This is a genomic window from Mycobacterium sp. NBC_00419, assembly GCF_036023875.1.
Lineage (GTDB): Bacteria > Actinomycetota > Actinomycetes > Mycobacteriales > Mycobacteriaceae > Mycobacterium.
In genome coordinates, this window is record NZ_CP107931.1 from 1,797,584 (window position 1) to 1,819,718 (window position 22,135).

A 22,135-nucleotide genomic window follows, 5' to 3' on the forward strand; every position below is an offset into this window, starting at 1 on the left:
CCTGGGAGCGGAGTGGTTCAGCTGTCTGGCGAAGGGACCGATTGTTGGACACCCTCAACAGTATTGTCAGCCGCACCGCCCTTTGCTGCGGGCAGGACGGCTCCGTCATGTATCTGTAAGCGCTGATGGACCTTGACCAGCGGTTTTGGCGCCCACCAGTTCCATCTGCCCATCACATGCATGAACGCCGGCACCAGGATCAGGCGCACCAGAGTCGCGTCGGCGAGCACCGCCAGGGTCAACCCCAGCCCGAACATCCGCATAAATGACACGTGCGCGGCGATCAGCGCGGCGAACGAGATCGCCATGATCAGAGCCGCTGCGGTGATCACCCGGCCGGTGTGGGCCACCCCGAGGGCCACGCTTTCGTCGTTGTCCGCGCTGGTCTGCGGGGATGCCAGCCAGAACTCCCGGATGCGGGAGACCAGGAACACCTCGTAGTCCATCGACAGCCCGAAGGCGATGCAGAACAGCAGCACCGGCATATTCGCCACCAGGGTGCCGGTGGAGGTGGTCCCGAGCGCCCCGAGATTGCCGTCCTGGAAGATCCACACCATCGCGCCGAAGGCGGCCGACAGCGACAGGATGTTGAGCAACAGCGCCTTGATCGGCAGCACCACGCTGCCGGTCAGCAGGAACAGCAGCACCAGCATGATCGCGCCGATGAGGCCGAGTACCAGCGGCAGCCGCGAGGCGATCGCCTGCACGCTGTCGCGGTTGGTCTGGGCGATGCCGGTGAACTCGACGCCTCGTCCGCCGGGGGCGGCCACGGCGTGCAACATGTCGAGCTGGTGCTCGGAGGCCTCGGAGAACAGCGGGGCCTTGCTGTCCACGGTCAGCAGCGTGCTGCCCGACGCCTGTCCGGTCGCCGCCGTCGGCGGTCCCGCCAGTTGCCCGTCGACGAACGCCCCCGTCGGCGAGGACACCGACACCACATCGGGCACCCTGGACAGGTCGGCCGCGTAGCGGGATACCTCCCCGGCGGACAGTCCGTCGGAATCCACGATGACGACCGGCACCGCCGTCTCGAAGTTGTTGGTGAAGTCGCGGCGCAGCTGATCGCCCACCTGGTGCGCGGACGCCGATTGCGGCAACACCCGGTCATCGGGGAAGCCGGGACGCACCCCCAGGAACGGCGTGCCGAGAATCAGCAACAGCGCCACGCCCGCCAACCCGATCGGGATGGCCCGCTTCATCACGAATGTGGTTGAGCGATACCAGAATTGCTCCTGCACAGGCTTTACCGCAGGTTCGGCGCGCTTGAAGATGCGGCGGAACAGCCGCCGGACGTCCAGCGAGTCGAGCCGGTCACCGAGCAGCATGATCGCCGCAGGAGTGATGACGATGGCGGCCAGCACGGCGAACGCGACGGTGGCGACACCGGCGTAGGCGAACGAGCGCAGGAAGTTCATCGGGAACACGACCATGACCGCCATGGACAGCGCCACCGTCGTCGCCGAGAACAGCACCGTGCGCCCCGCCGACATCATCGTCCTGGTCAGCGCCAGTTCGCGGGGCGACCCTTCGGCCAGCTCGTCGCGGTAGCGGCTGATCATCAGCAGGGTGTAGTCGATGGCCAGCGCGAGGCCCATCGCGGTGGTCAGGTTGAGCGCGAAGATCGAGACGTCGGTGAAGAACGTGGTGACACGGAGCACGGCCAGCGATCCCAGGATCGCCATCAGTCCGACGGCGACGGGCAGCGCGGCGGCGAACATCCCGCCGAACACCCACACCAGCACCAGGAAGCTCAGCGGTACCACGATCGATTCCATCAACAACAGGTCGTGCTGCGACTGCTCGGTGACCTGGAGGTTGACCATCGCGGTCCCCCCGGAGCGGACCACCATGCCGTCGGAGTCGCGGGCGATGTCCTCGGAGAGCGTCTTGGTGTAGCCCTGCAGCTTGTCTTCGTCGCCGACGACGCCGGTGACGATGAGCCCGGACTTCTTGTCGGCGCTGACCAGGGCGGCGGCGGCCTGCGGCGGCGAGGTCCACGGCGAGGTGATGGCGGCGACGTGCCCGGAGCGCTGCAGGCGGTCGATGACGTCGGTGGCGGCCGTACGGGCCTGCGGGCTGTCGAAGCGGTCCGGCGCGGTGATCACGACGAGGAGCTGGACGTCACCCTGATCGAACTTCTCGGTCAGCAGCTGGGCCGCCCGTGCCGACTCCGAGGTCGGGTCCTGGAAGCCGCCCGGGGACAGGTGCGTGGCCACCGGGACCCCGAAGATTCCGACGGCGACCATGACGAGCACCGCGACAACGATCACTCGCCGCGGGGCCGCGATGGCCAGCCGGGCGATCGCTTGCAGCAATGTTTCGTCCTTCGGTTATCGGTGACGTCTTGAAGCTGACACGTACATCATGGCGCTCCGGTTCATCAAAGCTACGGGGGGTTCAGCGCCGCTTTCGCGGCAATGGCAGCCAGTAGGGCACGGCGCTGGCGTACTCGTCGAATGCCGCACCGTGTATCCGCCGGAACCGCGCCTCCTTGAACAGCGGAGCCACCAGGCAATACCCGGTCAATGTCAGGGCGACGACCAGCTGGTCGGGCGTCCACGTCGGCACCGTCCACAGCGTCAGGGCGAACGCCACGTAGATCGGCTGGCGGGTGAGCCGGAACAGGCCCGTGGTGGGCATCGGCGGGTAGACCGGCTTTCGTCCGCGCAGCAGCGCCGTCCACCCCAGACTGCCGGTCTGCACCGACAGGCCCGCGTCGGCCATCGCCTTGCCCAGCAGCAACCAGGATGCGGCGTAGAGCGCAATGAGGACCCACAGGGCGGCGCCGCCGGCCTGCCACCAGATGATGCCGGTGGGCGACCACAGGGCGAACAAGGCCAACACCTGCAGCGCGGCAATAGTGGCGTACGTCGTCGTCACGAGCGTGCCGCCGGTGCCCCGGGGGGCCAGCCGTACCAGCACGGCCCTGCCGGAGCCGGTGAGCAACAGGGAGTGGGCCACGGGAAACTGCACCAGCAGTGCGGCGTTGGCGACCCAACTCCACGGCGCGCTCAACGTGCCCAGGGAGCGGCTCATGCCGAAGAACATCGCCACCATCATGGCGCCCACACCGAGGACGAAGACGACATGACAGATCACGCCGTAACACAGCGCCACAGCTGTCCGGTCCCCGCTTGACTGCACAAAACCTCCGGGTGGCACCCCCGGGCACAACGTAGCGTGAGGTCATGAAGCTTCGCCAGCGTCTGCCCCTGTTGCGATGGTCGGTTCTGCGGACCGGGATCGGCATCCGTAACTTCAACAAGACCGGGCAGATCGGCGACGGCCGGGAAGCCGCCGCTGCGGACTACGTCGAAGCCAATGCCCGCCAGGGTGACATCGACGATGTGCTGGCCAAACTCGACGAGTACGCCTACGCCAAATCGTTCCTGGTCAACATCGGCGACGAGAAGGGCGAATTGCTCGACGCCGCGGTCCGGGCCGCAGATCCGCGGGTCGCGGTGGAACTGGGCACCTACTGCGGGTACAGCGCGCTGCGGATCGCCCGGTGCGCGCCGCAGGCACGGGTGTTGTCGGTGGAACTCTCCGAGGCCAATGCTGAAGTAGCCAAACGCATTTGGACTCACGCCGGGGCGGCGGACCGGATCACCTGCGTGGTCGGGACGATCGGTGACAACGGCCGCACCCTCGACAGGCTGCGCGACGAACACGGTGTGATGCCCGGCTCTGTCGACTTTCTGTTCATCGACCACGACAAGAACGCCTACCTGGCCGACCTGCTCAGCATCGCCGCGCGCGGCTGGTTGCATCCCGGCACTGTCGCGGTCGCCGACAATGTCGGCTTCCCGGGCTCGCCGAAGTACCGGGCCTACATGCGCGAGCAACAGGGCCGCGGCTGGAAGACCGTCGAACACCGCACCCACATGGAGTACCAGAAACTGGTGCCGGATCTGGTGCTGGAGTCGGTGTACCTCGGCTGAACGCGAATCGGCCCCCTCCGGTGTGGAGGGGGCCGATGTCGCGAGCGGGGAGAGTCAGGCAGCGTCCTTCTCGCTGGCGCGCTTGCTGCCGCCCGTGGACTTCTTGGCCGAGCCGCCGGAGGTGCCGGCCGACGAGCTGTCGTCAGCCTTGTCCGACACCGACTGCAGCGAACCCGCATGCCGGGCCGAGCCGGACTTGCCCGGCTCGACCTTGTTGCCGTCGCTGAGATCGGTTGCGCCGTTGCCGCTTTCGGAGGCCGCCGGGGCGGTATCCGAGGAGTCCTTGACCGGCTCGGTTGCCGGCTCGGTTCCCGAAACCAGCGACGTGGTCGCCGGCGACGCGGACTTGACGGCCGCGGCCTTGGTCGCCGCGGCGGTGGCCTGCGCCCCACCCGGCAGCGCGCCGACGATCGCGTTGACGATGTCGGTCACCGAGTCCTTGACGAAGTCGACGCCGGCCTTGGCGACCAGCGCCACGCCGCCGGCGATCGCGTTGATGATCGTCGGCAGGTCCAGGGTCTTGACCGCCTGGACGACGTTGTAGATGGCGGTCTGCGGAGCGACGATCAGATTGCGGGTGTTCACGAAGAGCTGGGTGCCCAGGCCCGGAGTCTGGCTGACCGGGATGCCGGCGTAGCTGACCAGCGTCCAGCCGTCCTCCGGATTGCCGGTGATGACGACCTGCTCCGCGTTGCCCAGCGGATGGCTCAGCAGCAGCGGAATATCCGGGTTGTCGACGTTCATCATCGTCCAGATCATGATGGTCGCGCCGTGCGAGAAGATCACCGGATCGGTGCCGCCGTTGGCGATGACGGAGGCCAGCGCGCCATTGACGCGCGCCTCGAACTCGTTTCCGCCCTCACCGAGCGGGATGGGCACCGAACGCAGGCCCAGGGTCCAGGTCAGCGGGATCAGGAAGTAGAAGATGCGCCCGAGGCCGCTGTCGATGGGAGCGCCCTCGAAGATGCCGGCGCTGATCTCGTTGAAGCCCGCATTTGCGGTCGCCGTCTGATGGGTGATGCCCAGCATCGGCGCCGCTGTCTGCGCGGTGCGGACCATGGTGGAGGTGTAGACGCTGGAGTAGCCGGCGTTGGCCAGGCTCTGGGCGATGCCTTGAGCCTGCTGCACGCCCAGCGTGGTGAGGTTCGGGCCGGGTACCTGCGTGTCGATGCCGGCGCCGGGCACGTTGCCTTCGGACTGCGCATGGCGGACGAAAGTCACGGTGACCGAGTCGGCCGCCCACGCCGGCAACGCCGACGTGACGAAGAGGGCGACGGCCGCCAGGACCGTCATGACCGCGTTGAAGGCTCGGCGCGGCATCAGCGCGCCGCCTGTCTGATCTCGCATCCAAACTCCATCTGTGACCCCCCGCTGTGTGGTTGCTCACACCCATCTCTGAATGTGCGCTCCGACACTGTACAAGAACGGAAAACTGTCTACCGATGATTATCGAACGACGCGTCGGTCGCGTTCGGCACCGCGCCGGGTATCGGGACACTAACGATCTCGTACTTTCTCGGCATCGACCCTCGTAACCGGAGCTCACCCATGGTGTCGTGGATGGAGTGATGTCATCTGTGTGGGTCCGTACCGCCCGAGTCGCGGCGGTCGCGGCCGTGTCGTCCATGTTCGTCATCGGCCTGCCGTCGGCGGCCGCTGCGCCCTCCTACGACTCCCTGGGCTACATCGATTCCACGGCTCGCTGCTCCGCTTCGGAGACCGCCGTGCTGTTCGGCAGCACCGAGACCTCCCGCGTGGCGATCTGCAAGGACTCGGGCGGACAGTACGAGTACCGCGGCGTGCGAGTGCGCGACGGCGCCAAGCTGATCCTGTCGGCCTCGGCCTATGGCAGCGGCGCCTACGACGCCGAGAACGACGGCATCACCTATCTGGTCGACTCGAAGTCGCTGACGGTGAACTCCGGCGGCAAGACCATCCGCAGTGAGTCATGGGTGGACTTCCACGGGCCCCAGGCTCCGAAGTCGACGACGGACAGCTCCGCCCCGAGCACGTCCGGGACGGCCACGCCCACGACGTCGGCCAAGCCCAGCCCCACCACACCCACCTCGACCACGCCGTTGCCGCCGCCGTTGCCCGCCGAGGTGGGCGGCAGCCGCTAGGCCAGTCAGGATCTGAGCGCGTCGATCATCTGCCGCACCCCGTCTCGGGTGGCCCGCAGTCGCCTCGCGCCCAGCGCCTCGGCCAGTCGCTGGTTGTCGTGCGCCGCCTGCTCGGTGATCGCGGCCAGGGTGTGCCGGCCGGAACGGGTCAGCACCAACAGCGCCGACGTCTGGTGGTCGGGGTTGTCCCGAAACTCGATCAGCCGTTCGGTTGCCAGATCGTTGGCCACCCGCTGAATGCCCTGACGGGTGATCCCCAGTCGGCGGGCCGCCTGCGGCACGGTGAGCGCCTCGTCGCCGATCACGCTGAGCAATTGCCAGCGCGCCTGGGTCTGCCCTTCGCGGGCAGCCACCGCATCACCGCTGCGCCGCAGCAGGCCGGCGAGTTCGAACACGTCGGCCACCAATAGAGCCACCTCATCAGGCATCCGCACACCTTCCTATTTGACAATATATTGTCATATTGGTTGCATGTTGTCATGACTTCCGATGCCGTCGTCGTACTCGATGCTGCACTGCGCGAGGGTGCGGCCCGCCGTCCGGCTGTCGCAGGCTTCCCACATTTCGCAGAGGCCCTGCACCGCAACGGCGTTCACCAGTTCACCTACTGGCTGCCCGCGATGCAGTGCCTCTACCGGACCGACCTGGGCGCCGTGCTCACCCAGGACGCACCCCTGCGCCAGGGCATGCACGATGTGCCGGAGTTCGACGAGGCTGCGCTCGTCGGTGCGCTACGCGCCGACCAGGCGGGCAAGACCGATTTCCCGGAGTTCGCCGAGGCGGCGTGGCGCGCCGGCGTCGTGCACTTCGTCGTCGACCTCGACGAGCGCACCTGTACCTACACCGGCCTGGATGAGCAGAGCTACGTCGAGCACTTTCCGGCCGTGACCGTGTGCGGTGAGCTCCCGCGCGACTGAACACTCAGCGGATGCTTTGCGCCGGATGCGGTCGTACTCGGTGCCGGCGCAGCACTCCTGGGCGCCGCCGGATCCGCGTTGCCGGTCGATGATGCCGGCCAGTAGCCACCCCGCCTCTGGCCAGCGCCTCTTCTGTCGGACATGCTTGACGACATGACGACCAGAGAATCCGATGAGGTGTCGACGCCCGACGGCACCGTCGAGCCTCAGGCGGTCTTCGCGAACCTGGCCGACATCGTCTACCAGGGGTCGGGCTTGGACGACGTTCATCCGGCCATCTGCGTTGCCGCGACCATGATCGTCCCCGGCTGCGACCACGCCAGCATCCTGCTCAAACGCAAGGGCGACTACGTGACCGTGGCTGCCACCGATGAGGTCGCGCGGCGGGTGGACGACCTAGAGCGCGAGATCGGCGAAGGCCCATGCGTGGATGCCATCGAGGATGAGTCGGCGCAGGTGGAGCCGGATCTGCACGTCTCCAGTCAGTGGCCGACGCTGGCGCAGCGAGTGCTGGCGGAGACGCCGGTGCGCTCGATGATGGCGTTTCGTTTGATGGTCGACGAGCACAAGGTGGGCGCGCTCAACCTGTTCTCCGACACCCCGGGCGCATTCGACTCCTATGCGGCCGGCCGGGCGATCGTCATGGCGTCATTCGCCAGCGTCGCGGCCGCCGCGGCGGCCCGCGGGGAAGACGCCGACGGTCTGCGGTCCGCGCTGTTGAGCAACCGGGAGATCGGCAAGGCCGTCGGCATGCTCATGGTGCTCAACGACATCGACGAACCGCGGGCATTCGAGGTACTGCGCCGCAGTTCGCAGGACTTCAACATCAAGCTGACCGATGTCGCCAAGGCCGTGATCGCCAGCCGGGGCAAGCCCCCCGCCAGCTGAGGCCGCCCGCGGTCAGGGGTGGTCGTGGTGGTCGCCGCCGGTATGCAGCCCCATGTTCGTGACCGGTTCCGCGTGCGGGGTATGCGCCGGTTCGGCGGGCGCGGCCGGTGCCGCCGGTGTGGCCAGCGGCGGTAGGTCGTGGCGGTGGCCCTGCAATCCGGACGCCAGGCCGACCGTGACGGCGAGCGCCATCACCGAATTGGCGCCGACGAGGACGAGCACTCGTCCCTTACCGGAAACCTGTTGTGCCCGAGAGCTTCTCAGCCAGGTCCACAATGCGCCCATGATCACGTAGCACTGCAGCAGAAGCACGCAGATGCCGGCCGCTTCCACCGCTTCGGGCTGACCGGCGTGCGGACCGAAGGGTGCGCCTGCGGTCCGGGACATGACCCACAGGCCCACGCAACCCGCGTTGACCGCGACCCCTGCCCCGAGCGCCAGCGCCGTCGGCCGCGACCAGGCCACGAATCCCCAGATCAGTTGGAACACCGCGATGGCGGCGAAGAACACCCCGGAGACCGCCCAGTCCTGCCAGTGCGCAGGCGCGACGCCGAGATGGATGACGGCTGCGCCGATCGACGCGACCGCCGCACAGCGCGCGGACAGCCTGTTGTCGATCCTCATCGGATCCATGAATGCCACGGGATCGACAGTGACACGGCCCGGGTGGTCACGACGAGCAGGAACTCATAACGTTCGGGTGCCAGATCGACAACACAGGTCCGGGCGCCGGGGGTCAGCTGTCGCGGTGACGGCGGTAATGACGGGCCACCCGCGTGCGGTTGGCGCAGATGTTCTGGGTGCAGAACTTCCGGCGCGCGTCGGAGGCGACGAACAGCATGCTGCAGGCGGGATTCTGGCACCTGCGCAGGCGCCCGAGGCCGGGCCCGGTCAGCAGGTCGATGAGGCTGTCGGCGACCACCGCCAGTGCGATGTCATAGGGCCCGTCGGCGGGAGACCGCCACGTCGTGGCGGCGGTCCACCCCGCAGCGGAGTGCTCGAGACGCCGGACCGCGGTCGCCTGGGCCCTGGTGTTGTTGACCACCGCGACGGCGGCCAGGTCCGGGGTTGCGCCGGTCAGCTGGGCGTCGAGGATGTTCCGGACGGCGTGGCGCAACTCGACGGTGGGCCCACGTGGCGGTGCCGTGGCCCCCTCCGGCAGGCGGTCGGCCTGCAGGTCCCACCACCGCCGGCATGCGGTTTCATCAGGCAGAAGGTCGACCGGCGGGTCTTGCACGGTGATGAGTGTGTCCGCGAGATCCACGGCCAGCGGCTCCCCGGCGACGAAGAAGCCAGCCGCCTGGGCGTCGGCGAGCCGTGACTCGGTATCCATCAGACTAACGATAGCAGTGACTTGACAACGTTAGAAGGTTCTGCGCATGCTTACTAACGGCAAGATCGATCAACTACCGTTAGTACGTCAGAAAAGGATCCCCGATGAACTCGCTCGACCTCCTGCACAGCGCCGACCGGCGACTCCTGGCCCTGACCGCCGCGCTCGCTGCGCCGGATCTCGACCTGCCCAGCCCCTGCACGGGCTGGAACGTGCGCTCGCTGCTGAGCCACACCGTCGCCTCGATCGACGCCTTCGCCCACGGCATCGACGGACAGGGCGGGCCGACCGAGGAAGAGCTCTTCAGCGGCGCGGACATTCTCGGTGCCGCACCGCTTGCGGTGGCCGAGCATTCGGTGCAGCGTTCACACCATGCGTGGGCGACTGTGACCGACTGGCAGTCCCCGATCTCGACGGTCCTCGGTGTGATGGCCGCCGAGCAGGCCGTCGGCATCATCACCTACTCCACGCTGATCCACAGTTGGGATCTCGCTGTCGCCCTCGACCAGACCGTGGAGTTCGACGCCGCCGAGGCCGAGTTGGCCGAAGCCGTCGGCGCTCAACTCGTCCCGGCCCTGCGGCCGCAGAACCTCTTCGGTCCGGCGATTGCGACGGAGACTGCAGCCACGCCAACACAGCGCGTCATCGCGTTCGCCGGCAGGCACCCGCTGTGACGAGCAACGGAAACGGGGACGCCGCTGTGGGATTCCACAGCGGCGAACTCGCCGTACAGACCCAGGCGGGAGTTAGTGCGCAAGCCGAGCGGCTGGCCCCCATGCTCGCCCGCGGTCATCTCCGCGGCAGCAGCACCGCCCTGCTGGCCAGTGCCCGGCTGGCCGTCCTGACCGCCCGCGACGCGGAAGGCCGACTGTGGACGTCGCCGGTGTTCGGTGATCCGGGCTTCCTCGCGGCCGTCAACCCGACGACCCTGCATGTCGATGCCCGCATTCCCGACGCCGACCCGCTGCACGACATGCCGGCGGGGCAGCCCGCCGGCGCGATCGTCATCGACTTCGCCACCCGGCGTCGCTGGCGCATCAACGGGGTGGTGAGCCCGAGTCCGTCGGGGCTCACGATCGAGGTCGACCAGTCCTACGGCAATTGCCCGAAGTACATCCACACCTCGAATACTCCCGATGGTGCGGCCGGTGCAGATCGCGAGCCGGTGTTCACCGGGGAGGCCCTGCGCGAAGAGGACCGCCGGCTGATCCAGCGCGCCGACACGTTCTTCTTGGGTACGACGCATCCGGTGTCGGGAGCCGACGCGTCACACCGTGGTGGCCCAGCCGGTTTCGTGATCGCCGCCCATGACCGGCTGTGGTTCCCCGACTATCCCGGCAACAACCTGTTCAACAGCCTGGGCAACATCGCCATCGATCCGAGCGCAGCCCTGCTGTTCATCGACTTCGACACGGGGACAACGCTTCAGCTCTCCGGGCGGGCCGCACTGACGTGGGATGACAGCGCCCCTGCCGACGGCGTGCACACCGGCCGCGGCGTGAGCTTCACGCCCGAGCGGGTGGTGGTGGCGAGACTGCCGCGATAGCGGGCCTGCCGGTACAAACTGAGTGGAATTAGCAGGACAACTCTCGAACTCGGCACCGTTGACTGGACAGTCCATCTGGCCAGAGCAGGACGTTGGATCGGGTCAGTCAACCGTATGCGACCACGTGGCGGTTACGCGACTGCGCATCAGAGCTGTTCGCCGATGTCGGGAAGCAGCGCAATGTCTTCGGGCTGACCGTTGCGGAACATCGCGGCCGTTTCGCGTACATTGCGCTTGGCCCATTCGGGGTTGAGGCGACTGAGAACCTCGTACTCGAAATGGAACCGCTGTGCACGGTCTCCTATAGGGCGGGCCAATGTGTGGGTGACCACGCCCTGGCAGTACCAGTACAGAACATCGTCGAAGCCGCCTGCACGATCGAATCCGAGCTGCCCGCGCTCATAGAAAGTGTAATGATACAAACCATCATCGGCGACGAAGATGTTCAACCCATCATTGGTCAACAATCCAACGGGCGGGGGGCTGACCCCCAATTGCACTGCAAGCCGACCCATCTCGGTTTGCAGCTCACTCGACCTAGCGTCCAAGGGGCGGCCCACAGTCGTCAAAGATACCCCTACGCCACAATTCATATGCGCTGACCTTAACCCCGGGGGGACCGACGAGCATATATTGGGGGACCCCAGGGTTCGGCGTTTGCCCGAACCACGGTTGTATCGGCCCCTCGACAATCTGCCACCCTTCAGGAAGCGGCTTACCGGTGAGCATGTAACGGTTGTACTCCCCGCCAGCACTTTCCGGCATTATCGCCCGGCCGCCAAAAGGAGTGCCGTCCGGAGCGAAATAGCGCCCATCCATGGATCCGATTCTGTCGATGATCGTCCCCGCCGGTAGATGGGCGGGTTGCGGGACATAGCCTGGCGGAAATCCGTTGTTGTCGGGGAAAACCCGAGCCCCCGCCCCGCCGAACTGATTGTCAAACTCTGTTGGGTGCATGCCTCCCAACGGATCCCACCCACGCATGGCCGACAATGGGATGCCACCTTCGGTAACCAGCTCGGCCGGCAGGCCAGCACGCACCGCAGCGCCCTCCAACCCGAACGGGGCAGTCGCCGCGACGGAGGCGAAATCGAAGGTCTTCTCCCCCGCGTAGTAAGCCGCGCTGGGTGAATCCGCGGCGTGTTGGATCTCTCCGACGACCGCGCCCACCGGATTGGTCACGGTGTCGGAAATCCCCGTGGCGATGTCTTTCCAAGACTCCAGCACACCCGGGGCCCCCGGGCCACCTTGCCCCAAGAGATTCTTGATGCCCTGCTCGGTATTACGCCACGCATCGCCAAAACCCTCACCGAACCCCGGCGCAGGCATACGAACCGGCTCCGGCGGGTGGTAATCCGGAAAATCCCACCCCATCGCCTGTGCGCGCGCCACCATGCCGTCCAATGCCGACTCGATCTGCTCCGCTGACATGCCCTCACTTGCCAAAGCCCTGCGCGCGGTAGCCTTGAAACCCTCGATCTCCTTGGCAGAGAACACCACTGGCTTCGCCACCCTGACAGGCGCCGGAACACCCGCTATCCGATCCAGCGTCTGGTTCACATCGGCGGGCTGACCACCTGCATCAGGACGGCCCGCCCCGGTAAGCAAGTCCTGCACGCTTGGCGTGGGATCCGCCGCACGCCCCCCGTTCAACTGATCGTGATTCTCAGGCCACGACGGACGATGCGTCGACGGCACACCGGGGCCGTCGATGCGCGTTAATGGCGGAATCGGCACCTTGCCGCCGGCCATGTTGATGGCGTTGGCCAGGGCCATATCGATCAAGTTGGCTTCGGCGACGATCTTGTCCAACCGCGGCTGCAGTTGCGCCTGTTTGAGTTCGGCCTCCATCGGGTTGCGCACCTTGGGACCGGGCAGCACAGTGCCCGCAACAGGATCGATCTCCATACCCAGCGATTCGGCGTCGGCTCTCAGACTCGCCAGCTCCAACTTGATCCGCTCGATTTCGTCCGCTGCACTACCGGCCGCATTCGCGACCGCCAGCGCTTCATTGCCAGCGGCGTCCAGATCTCTTCGCGTCTGGCCGATTGCCTCCTTGGCAGCCTCGGCGGCCTGGCCGCCCCACGTCTCGAACGCCGGAAGCGTCGCCAACCCGTCGGCAGCTTCCATGGCCGCCTGGGCGCGGCTGGTGGCCGCATGGAACACCTCACGCACATCACCGGCATTCCAGCGCTCGATATCCAGAACGGTCAGGGTCATCGCGGCTCAGAGATCGGTCGGGCCAGCAATCGTGTTGGCGGCCTGCGCCGACTCCTGCAAGGCTTGGTTGTTTCGCTACTCCATCTCGGCGAACCCCTGAAGCACGGGCCTTGAAGCCCCAAGGCGCGGTCGTTCAAGCGGAACAGCGGCGCGGCAGTCGTGACCAACCACTGCTCGGACAGGCCAGCCAATGCCAGAGCGGACACCCCCTGCCAGCCGACCTGCGCAGCTGCCATGCCGCCATCGTCCGCAGCATGCGTCGTCGCCAAGTCCTCACCATGACCAGCGGCCGCCGAATGCGACGCGGCCAGATCCTCGACATTGACCCGAAGCGACATCCAGTCCCCCATAAGACCTGCTGGTCCATGAATTCCAGCAAAGGGTAACAACGCGCCAACAACCCATCAATTCAGAACTGCGAAACATGCGCTTCGTAAGCACGAAAGACAAACTCCGAGCGCATAACAGCTCGGCGCACATCGCACTGGTGCCAGCCAGAAGCCACCGGCACGCAGTAAGAGCGATTCAGCCCCTTGCCGACATTCCTGTCGGGGGCGGGCCTGCCGGCACAAACAGAGTGGAGCTAAGGGGAATCGAACCCCTGACCTTCTCGATGCGAACGAGACGCGCTACCAACTGCGCTATAGCCCCTTGGTCGGTAGCAGGTTACCAGTCCAAGGCACACCGGCCGAAACCGGCGGGCTACTGGCCGGCCGCACGCGGCAGGTCGTAATGCCGCGCGAACGGCACCTCGTCGAGGTGCTCGAAGATCGGGTCCTCGTCGTCGATGTCGAGCACGGCGGCACCCGGTCGGCGCAGCCGTGAGGGCACCACGTCGTAGTCGCGATCCTCGGTGTTCTCCACCCCGAGCCGCGAGCGCGCCATCCGCTGTTGACGACGGCGGCGCACCTGCTCCTCGATACGGGTCTGGCGGCGCAGGTAACCCAGGTACAGGATCGTGACCACGGCAGTGCTGGCACATGCCCACCACAGGTCGCGGCTGACGGTGAACGCCAGCACGGCGGTGAGGATCATGGTGGCCGACATGGCCGTCAACACCCGCCTGCGGAACCGGTACTTTCGTGCAGTTACCGCCGCAGCGGTGCTGGACTCCAGCCGCCGCGAGCGTCCCACCCTGGGCGTGGCCGCGGTCGCCGGCTCGTCCTCGGTTTCCAAACCCGAGGTGTCGTCGACATATTCGTAGTCGTCGGCGGTGCCGTCCTGCGGGTCGTCGTCGGTGACGGCGTCGAACTCCTGGGTGGCGTCCAGCTCGGCGACGGGCTCGGGAGCGGGTTCGGGCTGGGGCTTGGCGACTGGCTCTGCCGCCTCGTCGAACAGCGTCGGTTGTGCGGTCTGGGCGCGCACAGCGCCGCCGCCGACCGGCAGTGCGCCGGAATCCTCGTCGACCACGTCGACGTCGAGATAGTCCTGGTCGAGCCGCACCTCTTCGGCGACCGCGGCGACAACGACCACGGCGCGGGTGCGCACCGGTTCGGCTAGGTCTTGGGCGGACTCGTCCGACTCGGACTCGTCGTAGTCGTCGAACTCGTCTTCGTCGCGCTGCCAATCGGGATCGTGGTGGTGACCGGCGGCCGGTCGGCCCTTGCGCCGTAACAGTCGGGACTTGTCGTCGCCGTTGAGGACTCTGGTGGCCAGCGCGACGTCGCTCGTGCGACGAACAGTGTCGCGCTTACTGATGAGCATCGGCACCAACACGAACAACCAGAGCACCACAAGTGAGATCCAGAGCAATGACTGGGGGATGCTTGGCATGGTGGCCTGCTCCTTTCCCGTTCAGGCTAGGTCCGTGACCTACGCAACCCGAGACGGCGCGCCGCAGACAATTACACACGTGTAATTAGGCCATGACAAGCACCAACAGCCACAAATGTCACATTAGTAACAGGTGACGTGGGCGTCAGCTCCAGCGGGCGAGTCCTCGGTCGACCAGACGGGCCGCCACCGAGCCGTCCACCTCCTCGACCGTCATGGCCACCAGAAGGTGGTCACGCCACGCCCCGTCGACGTCGAGATAGCGCCTCAGAAGGCCCTCCTCGCGGAACCCAGCCTTGGCCAGCACCGCCCGGCTCGCCGCGTTCTCCGGCCGTACCGTGGCCTCCACCCGGTGCAGAGTCACCGGCCCGAAGCAGTGGTCCAGTCCCAGCGCGAGCGCGCCGGTAGCTATCCCCCGCCCGGTCACCGCACTGGACACCCAATAGCCGATCCAGGCCGACCGCAACGCCCCGTGCGTCACATTCCCGATCGTCAGCTGACCACAGAGGTGCCCGTCGAGCTCGATCACATACGGCAGCATCCTGCCCTTGCGTGCCTCGCCCCGAAGACCCGAACATATCGGCGGCCATGACGAAACAGCATGGCGCACAGCCCAATCCACCTCAGCCGTCGGCTCCCAGGGCTCCAGCCTCGACTGGTCGGCCATCCGGATCCGGCTCCATTGCGCGGCATCACGCATCCGCACCGGGCGCAGCCGGATCAGCCCGGCAGGCACCCGCAGCGGACCGACGGTCATCGGCCAGCCAGGATGCAGCGAGCTACTACGCCAGAGGTTCACCGGGCTCAGCCGCGCTGAGCCAGGAAGGCCACGTCGACGACCTCGCCGGTGCGCACCTGCTCGGTCTCGGTGGGCACCACAACCAGGCAGTTGGCCTCGGCCAGCGTGGCCAGCAGATGCGATGAGGCACCGGGTGCACCGCCGAGCGCCTGCACCAGGTAATCGCCGGTGTCCTGGTCGCGCATCAGCTGCCCGCGCAGGAAGCCTTTGCGTCCCGCGACCGACGTGATCGGGGACAGCGCGCGGGCCTGCACGACACGCCGCATGGGCGATCGCTTGCCCAACGACAGCCGGATCAGCGGGCGCACCATCACCTCGAAGACCACCAGGGCGCTCACCGGATTGGCCGGCAGCAGGAACGTCGGCACCGCGTCGCGGCCGAGCTGACCGAAGCCCTGCACCGAACCGGGATGCATCGCGATCCGGCTGACCTCCATCTCGCCCAGCTGGGACAGCACGGTGCGTACGCCTTCGGCCGCTGCGCCGCCGACCGCGCCGGCGATGATGACGACCTCGGCGCGACTGAGCTGGCCCTCGACCACCTCACGCAGTTCCTTGGGTTCGGTGGTGACGATCCCGATCCGGTTCACCTCGGCACCGGCATCGCGGGCGGCCGCGGCCAACGCGTAGGAGTTGACGTCGTAGACCTGGCCATTGCCGGGAGTGCGGCTGATGTCGACGAGCTCGCCGCCCACGCTCATCACCGTCACCCGCGGCCGGGGATGCACCAGCACCCGTTCGCGTCCCACCGCGGCCAGCAGGCCGACCTGTGCGGCGCCGATGATCGCGCCGGCGCGCACCGCGACGTCACCGGGCTGTACGTCGTCACCGGTGTGCCGGACGTAGGCACCCGACCGGACCCCACGCAGCACCCGCACCCGGGTCTGACCGCCGTCGGTCCAGCGCAGCGGCAGCACCGCGTCGGCCAGTGTCGGCATCGGGGCGCCGGTCTGGACCCGAGCGGCCTGCTTGGGTTGCAGCCGGCTCGGCGTACGGGTACCTGCCTCGATGACGCCCATGACGGGAAGGCTGATCTCACCGCCCTGCTCGTCATCATCACCGACGGCCAGCACGTCGACGCTGCGCACCGCGTAGCCGTCGATGGCGGCCTGGTCGAATCCGGGCAGCGGATGTTCGGTGATGACTTCCTCGGCGCACATCAGTCCCTGCGCCTCGGCGATCGCAACCCGAACCGGGCGGGGCGCCACAGCGGCAGCCGCCACCCTGGCCTGCTGTTCTTCTACCGAGCGCACAGTGCGCCTTTCTGCCTCGAGCCCCGATCGCGCGGGCCCGCCGCAGCCCCTACTGTTCGGTCTTTTCGGCCAGGCCCAGTCGCGCGACCAACCATTGCCGCAAGTCCGGGCCATAGTCGTCACGATCCAAGGCAAAGTCAACCGCAGCCTTGAGGTAGCCGCCGGGATTTCCCAAGTCGTGTCGAGACCCGCGATGGACCACCACGTGCACCGGATGGCCCTCTTTGATCAACAACTCGATGGCATCGGTGAGCTGAATCTCGCCGCCCACCCCACGCTCCACCCGGCGCAGAGCGTCGAAGATCGCCCGGTCCAGCAGGTAGCGCCCGGCCGCGGCGAACTGCGACGGCGCATCCTCGGGTTTGGGCTTTTCCACCATGCCCTTGACCCGCAACACGTTCGGGTTGGTTGCATCGGGCACCGTCTCGACGTCGAAGACGCCGTAGGAGCTGACCTCGGCCGGCGAGACCTCGATGGCGCACAACACCGTGCCGCCCCGTTTGGCGCGCACCTTGGCCATCGTCTCGAGCACACCCGTGGGCAGCACGAGGTCATCGGGCAGGAGCACCGACACCGCATCCTCGTCGTCGGAGAGCACCGGCTCCACGCAGCTGACCGCATGGCCCAGACCCAGCGGCTCGTGCTGGATCACCGATTCGACCTTGATCAGCGCCGGGGCCCGGCGCACCTTGGCCAGCATCGCCTTCTTGCCGCGGGCCTCGAGCGTGCCCTCGAGCACCAGGTCCTCGACGAAGTGGGCGACCACCCCGTCCTTACCCTCGGAGGTGACGATCACCAGCCGTTCGGCACCGGCCTCGGCGGCCTCCGCGGCGACCAACTCGATACCCGGAGTGTCGACGACCGGCAGCAGCTCCTTGGGGACCGTCTTGGTCGCCGGCAAAAACCGCGTACCCAGGCCCGCCGCAGGCACAATCGCCGTGCGCGGAATCGGAACCTCTGGCGGCGTCATCGTTCACACCCTATCCGCATCCCCTGGCCTTCCCTATGGCGCAATTGATGCGCTCGCTGACATGGTGGACGTCGTGCTTGCCGGATCGAAAGCTCAACACAGGGCCGCCCTGCTGGCCGCGCGCCGCGCCGTTCCCGACCAGGTCCGTGAGACCGAGGCGCAAGCACTGAGCAGCCACCTGGCGGCTGTCGCCCGGCCCGGCGACACGGTCTGCGCCTACGTGCCGGCCGGCGCCGAACCGGGCTCGCCGGAGCTGTTGGACCGACTGCGCGAGCTGGGTGCCCGGGTGCTGCTGCCGGTGACCCGCCCCGGCGACCCGGAGGCGTTGCTGTGGGGCGAGTACGAGCCCGGGAAGTTGGCGGCCGGCAGGTTCGGCCTGCTCGAACCGGCCGGGCCGCGGCTGGATGAGACGGCGGTGGCCCAGGCTTGCGTCGTGCTGGTGCCGGCGTTGGCGGTGGACCGCCGTGGCGTGCGGCTGGGCCGCGGCGGCGGGTATTACGACCGCTCGCTGGGGCTGTGCGCACCGGGCGCGCGGCTGGTGGCGGTGGTCCGCGACGAGGAAGTCCTCGCGGAATTGCCCAGCGAGGCGCACGACATCCGGATGACGCATGCGCTGACCCCGCATCGGGGTCTGGTCGCTCTCGGCGACGGCTATTGACGCCACGGAAACACCTTGCACCGCCGGACTCCCCTTGAAACCGCTTTCGTGGCATTTTCGGCCCACCGCTCCCCGTGTGCGGCGTGAGGGGAATGATACCCACCAGATGGCGGTTCTAGCACTTGGCACGGTAGAGTGCTAACAAGTTTTGTTCCCTTCCGGAGGTTCATGTGCCGACCTACAGCTATGCGTGCACCGAGTGCGACAACCGCTTCGATGCTGTGCAGGCCTTCACGGAGGATGCACTGACCACCTGCCCCCAGTGCTCTGGTCGGCTGCGCAAGCTGTTCAACTCGGTGGGCGTGGTCTTCAAGGGCAGCGGCTTCTACCGCACCGACAGCCGGGACGCCTCGAAGAGCACCGCCAAGGCGGAGTCGTCGACGTCCTCGAGTTCGGAGAAGTCGAGTTCGGAGAAGTCGTCGAGCACCAGCGACTCGTCGTCGTCCTCGTCGAGCACGGGTTCGAGTTCGTCTACTCCTGCTGCAGCAGCCTCCAGCTAGTTATCCACAGGCCCGCCGCCCGCCCGACGGCTCGGACTCCATCGGTCACCTAGCGTGGCGGCATGGGCGAATCGCTCAATCCGACTCTGCTGAACCGTCTTTCGCGTGCCCTGCGACCGGACTTCGCCCGCACCATACTGGCGCGACGCGTCGCCGCCGCCGGTCTGGTCATTCTCGCCGGGGTCGCAGCGCTGCGTCCGGATCCCGGCGATGCCCGTAACGACGTCGTGGTCGCCACCCGCGACCTCAGCCCCGGTGTCACGCTGACGGCTGACGACATCCGGGTGGAACATCGTTCTGCGGCAACACTTCCCGACGGCTACCAACATGCCACCGCGCAGATCGTCGGCGCGACCCTGGCCGGGCCGGCTCGCCGCGGGGAGATCCTGACCGATGTCCGCGTGCTGGGCTCGCGGCTGGCCGGGCTGGCGGCAGGACCGGACGCACGGGTGGTGCCGCTACATCTGGCCGATGCCGCCCTGTTGGACCTGATCCGCCCCGGCGACGTCGTGGACGTGCTCGGCGCAGTCTCGGCCGAACCGGACGCCCAACCGCGCGTGGTCGCCGCCAATGCCATCGTGGTGCTGGTGTCGGCCAAACCGAAGGCAGTGGGATCCGGCGACGACCGGGTGGTCCTGGTGGCCCTGCCCGCCTCGGCGGCCAACTCGCTAGCCGGCGCGACCCTGGTGCAGACCGTCACGCTGACGATCCACTAGCCGCCCGAACTGGACCTTTGGTCTGCTTTGGCGGGAGCTGACAGGTATTACCCTTCGAGGTCTCTGCGAATCAATCTCGCCACCAGAAAGGGCAAAGCTCGTGTTAAAAGGCTTCAAGGAGTTCCTCTCCCGCGGCAACATCGTGGACCTGTCGGTCGCGGTGGTCATCGGCACCGCGTTCACCGCGCTCGTCACCAAGTTCACTGACAGCATTCTCCAGCCGCTGATCAACCGCATCGGGGCCGACAAAAACACCGAGTACGGCATCCTGCAGATCGACATCGGCGGCGGCCAGACCATCGACCTCAACGTCGTGCTGTCGGCGTTCATCAACTTCATCCTGGTCGCCGCGGTGGTCTACTTCCTGGTCGTCATGCCCTACAACCGGCTGCGCAAGAAGGGCGAGGTCGAGCAGGCCGACGACACCGAACTGGCGATCCTGACCGAGATCCGTGACCTGCTCGCCGACGCCAGCGGCACGGCCAAGCAGGTGACCGGCCCCGGCACCGGCCCGAGTCCTGACACCGCCAAGCACACCAGCGGCGATCGGGACTGATCCCACACACACAAAACGGCCCCCGGCGTGAGCCGGGGGCCGTTTTGTCTGACGTGCAGGGAGTTAGTTCATGTTCCAGGGTTCGCCGTAGGTGGTGACGCTGTCACCGGCCTTGGAGATCAGGCGAGCGAAGGGGCGCAGCAGCACGCCGCCGGCCGCACCGGTGACGGTGCCGTGGGCATTCGCCACGGCCACCGAGCCGTTAGGGCCCTCGACGTCCACCGAGAAGGTGGCGACTTCCTGGATACCGGGGCCGTTGCCCAGGTCAGCGCTGATCGACACACCCGGGAACAGGTTCGGGGTGATGACCGAGCCCAGCGGGTTGAAACCCGTCGGGGAGATGTTCGCGTCATCCAGCAGGATGTTGGGGGTGGTGTAGCTGAAGTTGATACCCACACCCAGCGACCACGGGAAGCCAACCTGGTAGCCCAGCTCCAAGGTGCCCGCGAAGTCGTCGGCACCGGAGCCCACGACGCTGTAGACCGCCTTGCCGGAGTGGAACCACTCACGGGTCAGCCGGTTGCGGTCCAGGGGGAACACGCCATCGAGGAAGGTGTCCCACTGCTGAATCGTCAACGTACGGCCACCGCCGTCGACCAGACTCAACTGATTGTCCAAACCTGCGTGAGAGGTACCTGTCCCGACGAACATCGCCGCGACGGCGGCGACGAGGGCCACCAGTACCCGACCGATTACCTTCATGTTCTCCCTAGCTATGTCGTCGGTGATCCCGGAGGAGGATCACCGAATTTGGTCCGTGCTCGGGTCCCAACATGCTGACACCGCACACTGCGTAGTGCAGATCAAATGAGAGTCCTCACACTCTGCTCTTACGCTTTGCTCATCGTTGACACGAGGAACATAACGGCACCGCATCGAGGCGGCAACGCATAGAGATGAGGTGCGCCGGATCGATGCTTGCAAGGCAAAGTTTGCTGGCGGGCGGTCCACGTCTCACAGGAATCCGCAGGCCCGAAGGCCAGCGGCAGTCGCCGGCAATGTGCTCGGATGACCTTCACGCGCGGCCCGCGACTCAAAATGGGGCGGCCGGGTCACCTGCCACCACCTGCAAGGCATTAATGGTGGTGTGGCGGAACGTTATCCCGCAGCCAGTCGTCACGGTCCGAGTCTTCGCCCCCGCCGTTCGGATCCCGTTCATCGGAGGACGCCTGCGGGAGTTCGGTACCGAAGATCTTGTTAACTGTGTTGCGGTCGTGGCGCTTGGCGTCCATCACACCCCGTCCAAATTGTGACTAAGATCACATTTGCTGCATTTGCCCAGTTCACAGACTTGTAACACAAGGGCTCCCAGCCGTATTACAACAACCTTAAGAAACGGTACGCCGAACGAACGGCGACCGCGGAATGACCAGAGAAGGCCGGTCAGATCTCCAGACTCGATAACTGACCGATGACATGGGCGGCCAGCGGATTCAACGTCGCCATGCCGTCGCGAACGGCGTAGCGCGACCCGGCGATGTTCACCACGAGCGTGCTGCCCGAGATCCCCACCAGCCCGCGGGACAGCCCGGCGTCGGTGATGCCGGCCGACAGGCCCGAGGCCCGCAGCGCCTCGGCGATGCCGAGCAGTTCGCGGTCGAGGATCGTGCGGGTGGCCTCCGGGGTCACGTCGCGCGGTGTCACCCCGGTGCCACCGACCGAAACCACCAGGTCAACGCCCCCGATGACGGCGGTGTTGAGCGCATTGCGGATCTCGATCTCGTCGGCCGAGACCACGACGACTCCGTCGACCACAAAGCCCGCCTCAGCGAGCAGTTCGGTGACCAACGGCCCACTGTGGTCCTGCTCGTCGCCGTGCGCTGTGCGGTCGTCGACAACGACGACGAGGGCACGGCCCACCAGCTCCCCTGGCTGTTCCATGGATCTCACCGTATATCCGGCGACCGACATCGCGGCAGTCGCATCGGCCCGTGTCACGGGAAGTTCA

Annotated in this window: 24 protein-coding genes and 1 tRNA gene; 10 read left to right on the forward strand and 15 right to left on the reverse strand. The window is 66.9% G+C overall.

What is annotated here, in order from left to right:
- Positions 1–17 precede the first annotated feature (17 nt).
- Both OG976_RS08285 and OG976_RS08290 read right to left on the reverse strand, forming a co-directional pair.
- The gene (locus tag OG976_RS08285) at positions 18–2,312 is read right to left on the reverse strand and encodes an MMPL family transporter (protein ID WP_328360415.1); all 2,295 of its coding nucleotides are present in this window, start codon (positions 2,310–2,312) and stop codon (positions 18–20) included.
- 82 nt (positions 2,313–2,394) lie between these two features.
- The gene (locus OG976_RS08290; RefSeq protein ID WP_328360418.1) at positions 2,395–3,141 is read right to left on the reverse strand and encodes a methyltransferase family protein; all 747 of its coding nucleotides are present in this window, start codon (positions 3,139–3,141) and stop codon (positions 2,395–2,397) included.
- Positions 3,142–3,185: 44 nt separating this feature from the next.
- On the opposite strand from OG976_RS08290, the gene OG976_RS08295 reads away from it, so the two are divergent.
- Complete coding sequence (locus OG976_RS08295) at positions 3,186–3,938, forward strand: O-methyltransferase (RefSeq protein ID WP_328360421.1); 753 nt, start codon at positions 3,186–3,188, stop codon at positions 3,936–3,938.
- 54 nt (positions 3,939–3,992) lie between these two features.
- Here the strand turns inward: OG976_RS08295 and OG976_RS08300 are convergent, their stop codons facing one another.
- Entirely contained in the window at positions 3,993–5,285 is a 1,293-nt protein-coding gene (locus OG976_RS08300) for a histidine phosphatase family protein (protein WP_328360424.1), read from the reverse strand.
- A gap of 221 nt (positions 5,286–5,506) precedes the next feature.
- On the opposite strand from OG976_RS08300, the gene OG976_RS08305 reads away from it, so the two are divergent.
- Positions 5,507–6,058: a hypothetical protein gene (locus tag OG976_RS08305; RefSeq protein ID WP_328360427.1), complete on the forward strand. Its 552-nt coding sequence runs from the start codon at positions 5,507–5,509 to the stop codon at positions 6,056–6,058.
- Positions 6,059–6,063: 5 nt separating this feature from the next.
- On the opposite strand, the gene OG976_RS08310 is transcribed toward OG976_RS08305, so the two are convergent.
- The gene (locus tag OG976_RS08310; protein WP_328360430.1) at positions 6,064–6,486 is read right to left on the reverse strand and encodes a MarR family winged helix-turn-helix transcriptional regulator; all 423 of its coding nucleotides are present in this window, start codon (positions 6,484–6,486) and stop codon (positions 6,064–6,066) included.
- Positions 6,487–6,537: 51 nt separating this feature from the next.
- Between OG976_RS08310 and OG976_RS08315 the strand changes: the two genes are divergently transcribed.
- Complete coding sequence (locus OG976_RS08315; protein WP_328360433.1) at positions 6,538–6,975, forward strand: DUF1398 family protein; 438 nt, start codon at positions 6,538–6,540, stop codon at positions 6,973–6,975.
- A gap of 153 nt (positions 6,976–7,128) precedes the next feature.
- The gene (locus tag OG976_RS08320; protein WP_328360436.1) at positions 7,129–7,863 is read left to right on the forward strand and encodes a GAF and ANTAR domain-containing protein; all 735 of its coding nucleotides are present in this window, start codon (positions 7,129–7,131) and stop codon (positions 7,861–7,863) included.
- Between the two features lie 12 nt (positions 7,864–7,875).
- On the opposite strand, the gene OG976_RS08325 is transcribed toward OG976_RS08320, so the two are convergent.
- Together OG976_RS08325 and OG976_RS08330 are read right to left on the reverse strand one after the other, a co-directional pair.
- Positions 7,876–8,496: a hypothetical protein gene (locus tag OG976_RS08325; RefSeq protein ID WP_442930513.1), complete on the reverse strand. Its 621-nt coding sequence runs from the start codon at positions 8,494–8,496 to the stop codon at positions 7,876–7,878.
- 103 nt (positions 8,497–8,599) lie between these two features.
- Positions 8,600–9,196, reverse strand: a complete 597-nt coding sequence (locus OG976_RS08330) for a CGNR zinc finger domain-containing protein (protein ID WP_328360441.1) — start codon at positions 9,194–9,196, stop codon at positions 8,600–8,602.
- Between the two features lie 104 nt (positions 9,197–9,300).
- Between OG976_RS08330 and OG976_RS08335 the strand changes: the two genes are divergently transcribed.
- Together OG976_RS08335 and OG976_RS08340 are read left to right on the forward strand one after the other, a co-directional pair.
- Positions 9,301–9,870 carry a TIGR03086 family metal-binding protein gene (locus tag OG976_RS08335; RefSeq protein WP_328360444.1) on the forward strand — a complete coding sequence of 190 codons (570 nt, stop codon included), beginning with the start codon at positions 9,301–9,303 and terminating at the stop codon, positions 9,868–9,870.
- On the forward strand, positions 9,867–10,742 hold the full coding sequence (locus OG976_RS08340; RefSeq protein ID WP_328360447.1) for a pyridoxamine 5'-phosphate oxidase family protein: 876 nt from the start codon (positions 9,867–9,869) through the stop codon (positions 10,740–10,742). The genes OG976_RS08335 and OG976_RS08340 overlap by 4 nt, the downstream gene beginning before the upstream one ends.
- 146 nt (positions 10,743–10,888) lie before the next feature.
- On the opposite strand, the gene OG976_RS08345 is transcribed toward OG976_RS08340, so the two are convergent.
- The 7 genes from OG976_RS08345 to OG976_RS08375 all read right to left on the reverse strand — a co-directional run bounded on the left by OG976_RS08345 (position 10,889) and on the right by OG976_RS08375 (position 17,757).
- Positions 10,889–11,257, reverse strand: a complete 369-nt coding sequence (locus OG976_RS08345) for a hypothetical protein (protein WP_328360450.1) — start codon at positions 11,255–11,257, stop codon at positions 10,889–10,891.
- A 22-nt stretch (positions 11,258–11,279) separates the two neighbouring features.
- On the reverse strand, positions 11,280–12,962 hold the full coding sequence (locus OG976_RS08350; RefSeq protein ID WP_328360453.1) for a TNT domain-containing protein: 1,683 nt from the start codon (positions 12,960–12,962) through the stop codon (positions 11,280–11,282).
- Between the two features lie 578 nt (positions 12,963–13,540).
- Positions 13,541–13,613, reverse strand: a tRNA-Ala gene (locus OG976_RS08355).
- A 51-nt stretch (positions 13,614–13,664) separates the two neighbouring features.
- On the reverse strand, positions 13,665–14,735 hold the full coding sequence (gene sepX / locus OG976_RS08360; RefSeq protein WP_328360456.1) for a divisome protein SepX/GlpR: 1,071 nt from the start codon (positions 14,733–14,735) through the stop codon (positions 13,665–13,667).
- A 145-nt stretch (positions 14,736–14,880) separates the two neighbouring features.
- Complete coding sequence (locus tag OG976_RS08365; protein ID WP_328360459.1) at positions 14,881–15,534, reverse strand: GNAT family N-acetyltransferase; 654 nt, start codon at positions 15,532–15,534, stop codon at positions 14,881–14,883.
- 5 nt (positions 15,535–15,539) lie between these two features.
- Positions 15,540–16,787 (reverse strand): molybdotransferase-like divisome protein Glp, encoded by a 1,248-nt coding sequence (glp, locus tag OG976_RS08370; RefSeq protein WP_328360462.1) that lies wholly within the window; start codon positions 16,785–16,787, stop codon positions 15,540–15,542.
- 49 nt (positions 16,788–16,836) lie between these two features.
- Positions 16,837–17,757 carry a UTP--glucose-1-phosphate uridylyltransferase gene (locus OG976_RS08375; protein WP_328360464.1) on the reverse strand — a complete coding sequence of 307 codons (921 nt, stop codon included), beginning with the start codon at positions 17,755–17,757 and terminating at the stop codon, positions 16,837–16,839.
- 61 nt (positions 17,758–17,818) lie between these two features.
- Here OG976_RS08375 and OG976_RS08380 point away from each other — a divergent pair, with 61 nt between their 5' ends.
- The 4 genes from OG976_RS08380 (at position 17,819) to mscL (ending at position 20,187) form a co-directional block, all read left to right on the forward strand.
- The gene (locus tag OG976_RS08380) at positions 17,819–18,415 is read left to right on the forward strand and encodes a 5-formyltetrahydrofolate cyclo-ligase (protein ID WP_328360466.1); all 597 of its coding nucleotides are present in this window, start codon (positions 17,819–17,821) and stop codon (positions 18,413–18,415) included.
- Between the two features lie 170 nt (positions 18,416–18,585).
- Complete coding sequence (locus OG976_RS08385) at positions 18,586–18,915, forward strand: FmdB family zinc ribbon protein (RefSeq protein ID WP_328360469.1); 330 nt, start codon at positions 18,586–18,588, stop codon at positions 18,913–18,915.
- 62 nt (positions 18,916–18,977) lie between these two features.
- Positions 18,978–19,631 (forward strand): SAF domain-containing protein, encoded by a 654-nt coding sequence (locus OG976_RS08390; protein ID WP_328360472.1) that lies wholly within the window; start codon positions 18,978–18,980, stop codon positions 19,629–19,631.
- A 100-nt stretch (positions 19,632–19,731) separates the two neighbouring features.
- Positions 19,732–20,187, forward strand: coding sequence for a large-conductance mechanosensitive channel protein MscL (mscL, locus tag OG976_RS08395; RefSeq protein ID WP_328360475.1), 456 nt, complete (start codon positions 19,732–19,734; stop codon positions 20,185–20,187).
- 63 nt (positions 20,188–20,250) lie between these two features.
- Here the strand turns inward: mscL and OG976_RS08400 are convergent, their stop codons facing one another.
- Positions 20,251–20,889 carry an MspA family porin gene (locus tag OG976_RS08400; protein ID WP_328360478.1) on the reverse strand — a complete coding sequence of 213 codons (639 nt, stop codon included), beginning with the start codon at positions 20,887–20,889 and terminating at the stop codon, positions 20,251–20,253.
- A 681-nt stretch (positions 20,890–21,570) separates the two neighbouring features.
- Positions 21,571–22,098: a MogA/MoaB family molybdenum cofactor biosynthesis protein gene (locus OG976_RS08405; RefSeq protein ID WP_328363282.1), complete on the reverse strand. Its 528-nt coding sequence runs from the start codon at positions 22,096–22,098 to the stop codon at positions 21,571–21,573.
- Positions 22,099–22,135: the final 37 nt, after the last annotated feature.